Source organism: Clostridioides sp. ZZV15-6383, assembly GCF_020657735.1.
Classification (GTDB): domain Bacteria; phylum Bacillota; class Clostridia; order Peptostreptococcales; family Peptostreptococcaceae; genus Clostridioides; species Clostridioides difficile_D.
This window is the reverse complement of sequence record NZ_JAGWCV010000023.1, coordinates 41758-53600: the sequence shown is the minus strand read 5'-3', so window position 1 is coordinate 53600 and position 11843 is coordinate 41758. Positions and strand designations below refer to the sequence as shown.

Sequence of the window (11843 nt, the reverse complement as noted above, 5' to 3'; positions counted from 1 at the left end):
ATTATATACAAATCTATTATATTATTTATTATACTACACAACTAAGCAAATTTTTTAAATTTTATAAAAATTTTATATGTATTTCTTATATGAGGATATTTTCACTTGTATAAAAGCTATCTAAATCTTCTTTATCTTATTAATTACAACATAATTTTGCAGTAAATTCAAACATTTTGTGAATTTATTATCACTAAAAGATTACAATCTTATTGTTATTTTATTAACGCCGAAACGCAAAAAGTCATTTCACCCAAAATATTTTTGGTCAAAATGACTTTTTACATTCTAAATTAAATTACTAAATCCACTCAGCAGATTCTGTCAATATGACAGTTTTATCTTGAGCCACATTAACGAATCCTTCTGCTATTTTCGCCTCTTTAAAGCTTCCATCTTTTTTTATCTTTAAAGTTCCTACAGTTATACCTGAAACAAATGGTATATGACCTTTCAATACCCCTTTGTCTCCTTTTGTAGTTCTAACTACTATCATTTCAACGTCTCCATCATAAAAAGTATTATTTGGAGTTACAACCTTCAATGAAAATTCACTAGCCATGACTACATACTTCCCTTCGCTTTTTTAACAGCGTCTTCTATTGTCCCTACAAATAGGAATGCTGACTCTGGTAAGTCATCATGTTTACCTTCAAGAATTTCTTTAAATCCTCTTACAGTCTCTTTAACAGGAACATATTGACCTGGATTTCCTGTAAATTGCTCAGCAACTGTAAATGATTGAGATAAGAATCTTTGTATCTTTCTAGCACGTGCAACTATTAACTTATCTTCATCAGATAGTTCATCCATACCAAGTATAGCAATTATATCTTGAAGTTCTTTATATCTTTGAAGTATCGATTGTACACCTCTGGCTACTTCATAATGTTCTTTTCCTACTATACTAGGGTCAAGAATTCTTGATGTAGATTCAAGAGGGTCAACTGCCGGATATATACCCAATGATGATATTTGTCTTGATAAAACTGTTTTTGCATCTAAGTGAGAGAATGTTGTAGCTGGTGCTGGGTCAGTTAAGTCATCTGCTGGTACATATACTGCTTGAACAGATGTTATTGAGCCTTTTTTAGTTGACGTTATTCTCTCTTGAAGTGCACCCATTTCAGTAGCTAATGTTGGTTGATAACCAACAGCTGATGGCATACGTCCTAGAAGTGCTGAAACTTCTGAACCAGCTTGTGTGAAACGGAATATATTATCAACAAAAAGTAAAACGTCTTGTCCTTGCTCATCTCTAAAATGTTCTGCCATTGTAAGTCCAGTTAAGGCAACTCTCATTCTCGCTCCAGGTGGTTCATTCATCTGACCAAATACTAGAGCAGTTTTATTTATAACGCCAGACTCACTCATTTCTCCATAAAGGTCATTACCTTCTCTTGTTCTTTCTCCTACTCCTGAGAATACAGAAATACCACCATGTTGTTTAGCGATATTGTTTATAAGTTCTTGTATTAAAACTGTCTTTCCTACTCCTGCTCCTCCAAACAGACCTATTTTTCCACCTTTCAAATATGGCGCTAGTAAGTCAACTACCTTAATACCAGTTTCTAGTATTTCAGCTGTAGTTTCTAGTTCATCATATGCTGGTGCTGGTCTATGTATAGGTAATTTAGGTGCAGATTTTGGAGCTGGTTTTCCATCAACTGGTTTTCCAAGAACATTGAATATTCTACCTAAAGTTTCATCTCCAACAGGAACACTTATTGGTTCTCCTGTATCTACAACTTCCATACCTCTTACAAGTCCATCAGTTGCACTCATAGCTATACATCTTACAGTATCATCACCTATATGTTGAGCAACTTCTGCAACTATTTCTTTATCTCCTAACTTTATCACTAACGCATTTAATAAGTTAGGTAGGCTTTGTTCACTATCAAACTTAACATCTAGTACAGCTCCTACAATCTGTACTACTTTACCTACATTTGCCATTTCCTAACCTCCCTATTTTAGAGCTTCAACTCCGCCAACTATCTCTGTTATTTCTTGAGTTACAGCTGACTGTCTTGCTCTGTTATAACTTAACTCTAAATTAGATAGCATTTCATTTGCATTGTCTGTGGCCGATTCCATCGCAGTTCTTCTAGCACCTTGCTCTGAAGCAAAAGATTCCAAAATTCCACCATATACTGTACCTGATATAAACTGAGGTACAATATAACTTAAAACTGCTTCTGCTGATGGTATATATTGTACTTTTGATTTACTTTGTTTTTCTTCTTTTATTACAACGCCTTGTTCATCTGTATCTTTTTCAAAAACTAATGGAAGCAATTTTAAAATTTCAACTTCCTGTGATAAAGCTGACTTAAATTTTGTATAAGCAATATAAACCTCATCTACTTCACCTTTTTTATACAGGTCAATAATAGTTTGTGAAATTTCTATCGCATCTTCATATCCACAAGCTTCAACACTATTTATATCTTTTGCTATATTGTAGTTTCTTTTATTAAAAAATTCATGAGCTTTCTTTCCAACAGTAATAACTGTTTCCTTTTTACCTTCCATATGAGACACAGATTCCTTTAATACATTGGAATTGTATCCACCTGCAAGTCCTCTATCTCCAGCTACTACTATATAGCATTTGTTTTTTACTTCTCTTTCTTTTAAAAATTCATTTCTAACTCCACGTGTTGTTTGGGCAATATCTTTTACTGTATCGTACAAAGTATTAAAATATTCTCTTGAATTTTCAGCTTTTTCTTTTGCTTTTCTAAGCTTAGAAGATGCAACTAGTTCCATCGCTTTAGTTATTTGCTTTGTACTTTCAACACTTCCCATACGTGTTTTGATTGCTTTAATTCCAGCTCCTGCCAATTAATTTACCTCCTTTTTTAAAAAGGATTATACTTCAACAACAAACTTTTCTTTAAATTCATTTATTGCATCTGTTAAATCATGAGTGAAGTCATCTCCACTTAATATTTTTCTTGATATTTCTGGATAATTATTATCTACAAATGCATACAATTCTGATTCAAATCTAGCTATATTATCTATTGGAATATCCTCTAGATGATTATTTATAACAGCGTATATTATCATAACTTGATTTTCAACTTTTATTGGTTGATGCTCACCTTGTTTTAATATCTCAACGATTCTTTCACCTTGAGCAAGTCTCTTTTTAGTATCTTCATCTAAGTCAGAACCAAATTGTGAGAATGCTGCAAGTTCTCTATATTGTGAATATGCAAGTTTTAATGTACCTGCAACTTTTTTCATTGCTTTAATTTGCGCAGAACCACCAACCCTTGATACTGATATACCAGGGTCAACTGCTGGTCTTACACCTGAATAGAATAACTCTGGTTGTAAGTATATTTGACCATCTGTTATAGATATAACATTAGTTGGTATATATGCAGAAACGTCACCAGCTTGAGTTTCTATTATAGGTAAGGCAGTCATTGAACCTCCACCCAATTCATCAGATAACTTAGCTGCTCTTTCAAGTAATCTTGAATGTAAATAGAATACATCTCCAGGGTATGCCTCACGTCCTGGTGGTCTTCTAAGTAATAATGACATTTCTCTATATGCAACAGCTTGTTTACTTAAATCATCATACACTATAAGTACATGTTTTCCATTGTACATAAATTCTTCACCCATAGCTGCTCCAGCATATGGTGCTATATATTGAAGTGGTGCTGATTCAGATGCTGTTGCTGAAACTACTATTGTATAGTCTAAAGCTCCACCTTTTTCTAAAGAACTAACTAATTGAGCTATAGTAGAACGTTTTTGACCAATTGCTACATATATACAGATAACATCTTTTCCTTTTTGATTTAATATAGTGTCAATAACTATAGATGTTTTACCAGTTTGTCTGTCACCTATTATTAACTCTCTTTGACCTCTACCAATTGGTATCATTGAATCTATTGATTTAATTCCTGTTTGTAATGGTTCATAAACAGACCTTCTATCTATTATACCAGGTGCCTCAGATTCAACTGGTCTAGTTTTTGTATATGTTATAGGTCCTTTTCCATCTATTGGTTGACCTAGAGAGTTTACAACTCTACCTATTAAAGCTTCTCCAACTGGAACTTCAACTATTCTTCCAGTTCTCTTAACTATATCGCCTTCTTTTATTGTACTGTCATCTCCAAGTATAACAGCTCCAACTACTTCTTCTTCTAAGTTAAGTGCCATACCATATATTTCACCAGGGAACTCTAGTAACTCACCAGACATAGCTTTTTCTAGTCCATATACACTCGCTATACCGTCCCCAACTGTTAAAACACTACCTGTATCTGTCAACTCAACTTTATTCTCATAATTTTTTATTTGCTGTTTAATTATAGAACTTATTTCTTCAGGTTTTAAGTTCATGGGTTCACCACCATTCTTAAGATATTACTTCAGATAGCTTTTCTTTCATCTTATCTAGACGAGTTTTTACAGTGCCATCTATCTGCTCATTTCCAATTCTAACTAGAACTCCCCCTAGTATAGTCTTGTCAACGACATTTTCTATAGTAACATTTTTGTTGTATTGATTTGAAAGTTTAACTTCAAGTTCTTTAATATCTGTTTCACTCATTGGAATAGCACTTATTGCTACACCATCAATTACATTATTTTTCTTATTTAATAATTCTTTATAGGCTAATTCTATATCTTCTAAATATGATACTCTATCTTTGTCTACTAAAACTTTTAAAAAGTTTTTCATATTAAGACTTACTTCTTTACTAAAAATAATTTCTACCAAGTTTTTCTTCTCTGATTTTGAAACTAATGGTGATTTTAAAACTTTGTAGAAATCTTTACTAACTTTAGTCATCATATCTACTACTTTTTCTAATTCTTTAAATAATACATCAGTTGAATTTTCTTCTTCTCCTAATTGAAATAGGGCTTCGGCATATCTGTTTGCTATTACATTTATCATTTAGCTTCCCCTACCTCTTTTATAAAGTTTTCTATCAATTCCTCATGTTTAGATTTATCTAAATCTTTTTCAATAACCTTAGATGCTGCAAGTAGTGCTATGTTAGATATATCATTCTTGATTTCATTTATAACCTTTTGTCTTTCTTGTTCTATATCTTTGTTTGCTTTATTTTTTATATCAAGAGCATCTTTCTTTGCAGTATTTACTATATCATCTGATTTCTGCTCTGCTCTTATAGTTGCTTGTTTTATGATTTCTTGACCTTCATCTTTAGCAAAATTGATTTTTGACTCATATTCTTTTTTCAAAGCTAAACCTTCATTTTTTGCTTTTTCGCCTTCTGCCAAATCATTTTTAATATCATTTTCTCTTGATTCAATTATATTTAATACTGGCTTGAATAAAAGCTTTCTCAGAAGTAAAAATATTATAAAAGTATTAACAATTTGGAACACAAATTCCCATGTTATACCTACTAGTGCTTTTTCCATAATTATCCTCCTTTCCATAAATCATAACTACTTATAATCACGAGATGATAAAGTTCATCTCATGATTATAAGTTTGAGATGATTTACCTATAAACCTATCTCAAAATATTTAAGGACTAAATCTACATTCCTAAGTATTTAAAGAATGGATTTACGAATAGAAGTATTATTGATACAACCAAACCATATATTGCTGAAGACTCTGCTATAGCAACACCTAGTAATAAAGTTGAAGTTATATCACCTTTAGCTTCTGGTTGGTTTCCTACTGCTTCTGCAGCTTTACCTGCTGCTACACCTTGACCTATACCTGCACCTATACCTGTTGCAACTGCTATTCCTGCTCCTATTGCTGATGCTGCCGCTACTATTGCTGTTTCCATAATTATTTCCTCCTTAAAACTTTAAATTTTTAAATTATTTTATTTTTTATCTTAATATAAGTTGATTTCTTAATCTAGTTCTCCTGCACTTGATATAAACACCATTGTTAACATTATAAATATATATGCCTGTAACAATCCTGCAAATAAGTCAAAATACAAGTGTAATGGAACTGGTATTAATATCTGTCCAATTGGTATTGATAACCCTGGTATTAAACTAGATATAAAACCTAAAAGTTGATAAAACAGACCCATTATAATTGTTCCCCCTAAAATATTTCCAAATGGACGGAAACTTAATGATATTGGTCTAGCTAGCTCACCTATAATATTAATTGGCAACATTATGGCAAGTGGTTGAGCCAATTCTTTAAAGTATGATAACCCTTTAAATTTAACTCCTGCAAAATAAATCATAAAAAATGTAATCATTGCCCATGCAGCAGTTGTATCTAGGTCAGTTGTTGGTGATCTTAATCCAAGTAATGGGCTTAAATTTGAGCATGCGAAAAATAAAAACAAACTTCCTATGTATGGTATCATATATGGCATTCTTTTTATTGTATTCTTGCCCATAACATTTGTAACCATTTTAGCAAGACCACCTATTGCAAATTCTAAAAATATTTGGACTTTACTAGTTGGAACTTTTTTTAAGTTTCTAGTTAAAAAATAAGATGCTATCGCTAAAAAGGCCATTATTCCCCAACTTACTAGTATTGTTTCACTAATCTTAAAGTTTCCTATGAGATAATAATGCGCTTGATTCATACTTATGCCTCCTTCCTCTTTAATTTATTTATAAAGTTTTTTGATAATATGACAAACTTTGTACTCAATAATCCCAATGCTGTTCCGATTATATTTAAATGTGGTACCTTAGCTGAAGCAATTAGAACAACTGCCATTATAAATAACCTAATGGTATACTGTGCTGACGCATAAGCTTGTGCCTTTCCAGCAGGAAATGTCACTGATTTTTCCAGTGATATCGCCAATAACCTAAAATTTAACATAGCTATTATAGAGCCAAATATAAGTCCTAATAATACTGGTTTACTTAATGTTGATGTTATCAACATTAGCACAATTAAAACTACATCAAATATTACTATACCCTTTGTTACTGACCTTACCTGGTTAAGTAATTTTATATCCAATATATCACTTCCTTCGTGTATATACTATTAGAGTTTTATAAACACCACTAAAAGCACCTCCAACACCTAGCAATAAAAATATTATTGTCAGAACTGGAGTAGTATTTAATTTACTATCTAAAAATTTTCCTAAGAAAGTACATCCTAATATTGATATCACAATCATCAATCCTATTTGACTTATTAAACTAAACAACTTTGCAATTTCCATATGTGTATTTTTTTTACTCATAAATAGTATCCCTCATTATTACAAAATAAATAACATGTAATTAATCTATCTCATAAATTTATTTAATTATAAAATATATCTTACTACTAATTTGATGATTTTTCAAATACTTTCTTTTAACCATTTTATTTCAGTGTATTTCAGCGTCATAATTTGACATTTATTGTCACGCTAATTTTATCTACTAAAATTTTATGAGTTCTATCCCTGCTTCTTTTAATAATTCTGTAGACATATCATCTGGATAATCACCTTCATAAACAATTTTTAATATCCCTGCATTTATGCACATTTTTGCACACAAAACACAAGGTCTTGTAGTAACATACAAAGTTGCCCCATCCACACTAATACCATTATGAGCAGCTTGTATTATGGCATTTTGTTCAGCATGTAATGCTCTACACAATTCATGTCTTTCTCCTGAGGGAATATTTAATTCCTGCCTTTTACATCCAATATTTTCACAGTGTTCAAGATTTCTTGGGGAGCCATTATATCCAGTTGTTAATATTTGTTTGTCTCTTACAATGACAGCTCCTACTTGTCTTCTAATACAAGTTGAACGCTTTTTCACTACCTCTGCAATTTCCATGAAGTATTCATCCCATGATGGTCTCATAATTTACTTTTCTCCTCTTTGCTTATGTACTAGTCTTATATATTTATTAGATTTCAACCTAAACAAATACTTATTTTTATATTATATACACATGTTAATTGAATGTCCAATAAAAAAAGAGCATTTTTACCATTTAAATTTTAAATACCCGTTATATGCTCTCTTTAATCTATTAAATTTATTATATCATCTTAATAAAATATTAATAGCTTTATCTAATATAAATTAATTTTTTGGATAAATCCTACTGTTTAATATTGCTTCTAAAACCCCTCCAGCTATGCATCTAGCTTTATCTGATATTGTAAAAGCATTCTTAACTTCTTCTTTTCTAGGGTCTATGTCTAGTATTTTTAAATTTTTATTTACCTTTGCTCCATCTTTTAGTAATCCTCTAAGAACTCCAGATATTGTCGCTCTAACTTCATGTTTTTTTTCATAATCATTAATATAACAAAGTAAGTCTCCCTTTTCAACTACATCACCTATCTTACATACATTTTCTATTATTCCATTGTACTGTGAATGCATTACCCTCTCTTTTGAAAAACCTTTTATTGCTCCTGGTACTCCTGTATTTTCTTCTGCTCTTCCATTAGTTATTATTCTTCCTAGATTATGACCTCTCATTGTCTCTATAACAATATCTACATCTTCTCCTGCACAAAACCCAGGACCTAAGGCTATTGTAAGTGGTGCCATATCTTTAGTAGTACCTAAGTTTTTCTTAGCTAATATCCCATCAACCAAAACAATTGGATTTAGCTCAGATAATTTTTCTCCTTTGGGGTCTATAATCAATGCTACCTTACCTTGAGATAATGTTTCTTCTATTTCTTTTTCAGTATAGCAAAGTATACACTCTACGCCTTCAATGGTTACTTTTTTTTCATAAACAGCCTCACAAAAAGAAATTTGTCTTCTTATAGCTAATGGCTCTTCTATTTCTAAAGCAACTACTTTAAAACCACTGTTGTGTAATTTATGAATAACTGCTGTTGCTAAATCTCCAGCTCCTCTTACCACTATACAATTTTTCATGTATTACCACTCCCAATAATATTATTAATATTTCATTCTTAATTCAATTAATACATTTAACACATTTAATACATATCAATTTAATCGTAAGCAACTAACATGCCACATTAAAAAGAACTAATATTTTGTAGAATTCTATAAAATAGCTATTCTTTTTGAATTGGTAAAAACTTTTTATTCTCAATTCGAGAAATTTATCAATTCAAGAATTCCTATTTTGAGAAAAATACATAAAAAGGAACCTTCTTACATAAAATTATATACACTACATAAGAAAGTCCCTAATAAATATTTATGGTTATTTATTTTTATTTAGTTCCAAATAATCTATCTCCAGCATCACCAAGACCAGGAATTATATATCCATGTTCATTTAATCTTTCATCAACTGATGCAACATATATATCAACATCATCATGATATTTTTGTACTTCTGCTATACCTTCTGGTGCAGCTACTAAATTAGCTAATTTTATACTTTTAGCTCCTTTAGATTTAAGTAAATCTATAGCTGCTACAGCAGACCCTCCTGTTGCAAGCATAGGGTCAACTACTATTATATCTCTTTCTCCAATGTCTTGAGGAAGCTTACAATAATATTCAACTGGTTTTAATGTTTCTGGGTCTCTATATAGTCCTACATGTCCAACTTTTGCTGCTGGCATTAAGCTTACTAATCCATCTACCATTCCAAGACCTGCTCTTAAAATTGGAATTATTGCTAACTTTTTACCTGCAACTACTTTAGATGATGTTTTTTGAATAGGAGTTTCTATTTCTACATCTTTTAATGGTATATCTTTTGTTATTTCATATCCCATTAACATTGCAATTTCAGTTAAAAGTTCTCTAAAATCTTTAGAACCAGTATTTTTATCTCTCATTAAAGTTAATTTATGTTGTATTAATGGATGGTTTGTCTCTACCACTTTACTCATTTTGATAATTCCTCCTGATAAAACTGTAATTTTTATTATTTATTGTGTTTTTCTTCTATTGATTTAATCATATTTACTCTTCTAGCATGTCTATCACCTTCAAAATCTGTATTAATCCATGCTTCAACTATTTCAAGTGCTAGACCTTTTCCTAAAACTCTTTCACCTAATGATAACATGTTTGCATCATTATGTGCTTTTGACATTTTTGCAGAAAATACATCTGATACAACTGCACATCTTATCCCAGGAACCTTATTAGCAGCTAGAGATATTCCTATTCCTGTACCACAACATAATATTCCATAATCTACTTCTTTATTTATAACTGCATTTGCAACTACTTCTCCATAAACAGGATAATCAACAGAATCTGTCGCATTATTAGTTCCATAATCTACACATTTTATACCTTTACCTTCTAAATAGTTTATTATTTCCTGTTTTAAATTATATCCTCCATGGTCACAACCTAATCCTATCTTCATTTGTTTATCCTCCGTTTTATATTTTTTTTACTATTTCGTTGACAGAATATATTATTTCTCTCATAGTATTTCTATAAGTATCTAAATTTCCTCCAAATGGGTCAGAAATATCTGACTCATTTTTATTTACAAACCCTTTAAAAGTATACACTTTTTCTCTGCATTTTGGAACTGCTTGTACTAAAATTTCTTTATGTGATTTAGTCATTGTTAGTATTATATCTGATTTATCGATTAATTCTTTGGTAATTACTTTACTTCTATGATTTGATAAGTCTATACCAATTTCTTTTAATGCGTCTATAGAATTTTTAGAAGCAGCCATTCCATCTACTGTAGATATACCTGCTGATGATATAGAATATTCTTCAATATTTTTTCCAGATTCTTTAATTGCTTTCTTTAATATAGCCTCAGCCATAGGACTTCTACAAGTATTCCCTGTACATACAATAAGTATATTCATATTTTACAACTCCCTTTTATGCCTTTATTACTCTGTATCCTGCTGCCTTCAGTAGTCTATTCATAATTGCTTGTCCAACACCAGTCTTAGGGAACTCCTCTGAGTATATGACATCAATACCCTTTTTATCCATTTCTATAAGGGCATCAAACAGATTACTTGCAACTTCCTCAAGAGAGCTTCCTAAATCTATTACTTCTCCATCATAAAACTCTCTGTTTCTACTAATACACATTACACCTGTCTTTAGACTTTTTTCTTTATTAGATTTTATCATATCATTAATCTTTGTTGCTACATTTTCTCTTTTTCCAGATATAATATATACATCTGCATTTGGAGAATAGTGTTTATATTTCATTCCAGGAGCTTTAGCTTTTTGATTATCTTCTTTTTTACTTAATGATGGGTCAAGCTTTACTTCTCCAAGAAGTTCCTCTAAAACTTCCTTGGTTATACTTCCTGGTCTCAGTATCATAGGAGTTTCTTCTGTTAGGTCTAATACAGTTGACTCCAAGCCAAAATTACAATCTCCTCCTAAAACTATTCCATCTACTCTTCCATTCATTTCTTCATATACGTGTTTTGCTTTTGTTGGAGATGGTCGACCTGATATATTTGCAGAAGGAGCTGCAATAGGTATACCAGATTCTTTTATTATTTCCCTGGCAATAACATTAGAAGGCATCCTTATTGCAACTGTATCAAGCCCACCACTAGTTCTATATGGAATTATATATTTCTTATTTAATATGATTGTTATAGGTCCTGGCCAAAGCTTTTCTATAACAAGCTTAGCTTTATCACTTATATCTTTGGCTAAATTATAGACCTCTTCTTTTTCATATATATGGACTATTAATGGATTATCACTTGGTCTCCCTTTAGCTTCATAAATCTTCTTTACTGCATTTTCATCTAACGCATTTGCACCTAGACCATACACTGTCTCAGTTGGAAAAATAACTGTTTTGCCCTCTCTAAGAAGTTTTGCTTGTATTTTTATTTCCTCATAATCAATATTATTTATATCAATATTACTTATAATAGTTTTCATCTTTTGTATGCCTGCTT

Annotated in this window: 16 protein-coding genes; all 16 read right to left on the bottom strand. The window is 31.1% G+C overall.

The annotated features are described in order from the left end of the window. Window positions 1-301: 301 nt before the first annotated feature. The 16 genes from atpC to KGF42_RS10190 all read right to left on the bottom strand — a co-directional run bounded on the left by atpC (window position 302) and on the right by KGF42_RS10190 (window position 11826). Window positions 302-562: an ATP synthase F1 subunit epsilon gene (atpC, locus tag KGF42_RS10265; protein ID WP_054275322.1), complete on the bottom strand. Its 261-nt coding sequence runs from the start codon at window positions 560-562 to the stop codon at window positions 302-304. A gap of 2 nt (window positions 563-564) precedes the next feature. Continuing rightward, window positions 565-1959, bottom strand: a complete 1395-nt coding sequence (atpD, locus tag KGF42_RS10260) for a F0F1 ATP synthase subunit beta (protein WP_227822220.1) — start codon at window positions 1957-1959, stop codon at window positions 565-567. Between the two features lie 12 nt (window positions 1960-1971). Continuing rightward, window positions 1972-2850, bottom strand: coding sequence for an ATP synthase F1 subunit gamma (gene atpG, locus KGF42_RS10255; RefSeq protein WP_054275324.1), 879 nt, complete (start codon window positions 2848-2850; stop codon window positions 1972-1974). 27 nt (window positions 2851-2877) lie between these two features. After that, window positions 2878-4380, bottom strand: a complete 1503-nt coding sequence (atpA, locus tag KGF42_RS10250; RefSeq protein WP_227822219.1) for a F0F1 ATP synthase subunit alpha — start codon at window positions 4378-4380, stop codon at window positions 2878-2880. Between the two features lie 16 nt (window positions 4381-4396). Beyond that, entirely contained in the window at window positions 4397-4942 is a 546-nt protein-coding gene (locus KGF42_RS10245) for a F0F1 ATP synthase subunit delta (protein ID WP_227822218.1), read from the bottom strand. Next, on the bottom strand, window positions 4939-5436 hold the full coding sequence (gene atpF, locus KGF42_RS10240; RefSeq protein WP_054275327.1) for a F0F1 ATP synthase subunit B: 498 nt from the start codon (window positions 5434-5436) through the stop codon (window positions 4939-4941). The genes KGF42_RS10245 and atpF overlap by 4 nt, the downstream gene beginning before the upstream one ends. A gap of 122 nt (window positions 5437-5558) precedes the next feature. Further along, window positions 5559-5819, bottom strand: coding sequence for an ATP synthase F0 subunit C (gene atpE, locus KGF42_RS10235; protein ID WP_021386434.1), 261 nt, complete (start codon window positions 5817-5819; stop codon window positions 5559-5561). 69 nt (window positions 5820-5888) lie between these two features. Beyond that, entirely contained in the window at window positions 5889-6593 is a 705-nt protein-coding gene (locus KGF42_RS10230; RefSeq protein WP_054275328.1) for a F0F1 ATP synthase subunit A, read from the bottom strand. Window positions 6594-6595: 2 nt separating this feature from the next. Further along, window positions 6596-6910 carry an ATP synthase subunit I gene (locus KGF42_RS10225; RefSeq protein WP_413927008.1) on the bottom strand — a complete coding sequence of 105 codons (315 nt, stop codon included), beginning with the start codon at window positions 6908-6910 and terminating at the stop codon, window positions 6596-6598. Window positions 6911-6986: 76 nt separating this feature from the next. Further along, entirely contained in the window at window positions 6987-7214 is a 228-nt protein-coding gene (locus KGF42_RS10220; RefSeq protein ID WP_054275330.1) for an AtpZ/AtpI family protein, read from the bottom strand. Window positions 7215-7398: 184 nt separating this feature from the next. Beyond that, window positions 7399-7836 (bottom strand): deoxycytidylate deaminase, encoded by a 438-nt coding sequence (locus KGF42_RS10215; RefSeq protein WP_003421374.1) that lies wholly within the window; start codon window positions 7834-7836, stop codon window positions 7399-7401. 225 nt (window positions 7837-8061) lie between these two features. Beyond that, window positions 8062-8877 (bottom strand): selenium-dependent molybdenum cofactor biosynthesis protein YqeB, encoded by an 816-nt coding sequence (gene yqeB / locus KGF42_RS10210; RefSeq protein WP_227822217.1) that lies wholly within the window; start codon window positions 8875-8877, stop codon window positions 8062-8064. 308 nt (window positions 8878-9185) lie between these two features. Continuing rightward, entirely contained in the window at window positions 9186-9815 is a 630-nt protein-coding gene (upp, locus tag KGF42_RS10205; RefSeq protein WP_003437840.1) for a uracil phosphoribosyltransferase, read from the bottom strand. Between the two features lie 35 nt (window positions 9816-9850). After that, window positions 9851-10303, bottom strand: a complete 453-nt coding sequence (rpiB, locus tag KGF42_RS10200) for a ribose 5-phosphate isomerase B (protein WP_227822216.1) — start codon at window positions 10301-10303, stop codon at window positions 9851-9853. Between the two features lie 16 nt (window positions 10304-10319). After that, on the bottom strand, window positions 10320-10769 hold the full coding sequence (locus tag KGF42_RS10195; protein WP_227822215.1) for a low molecular weight protein arginine phosphatase: 450 nt from the start codon (window positions 10767-10769) through the stop codon (window positions 10320-10322). Window positions 10770-10785: 16 nt separating this feature from the next. After that, complete coding sequence (locus KGF42_RS10190; protein ID WP_227826253.1) at window positions 10786-11826, bottom strand: L-threonylcarbamoyladenylate synthase; 1041 nt, start codon at window positions 11824-11826, stop codon at window positions 10786-10788. Window positions 11827-11843: the final 17 nt, after the last annotated feature.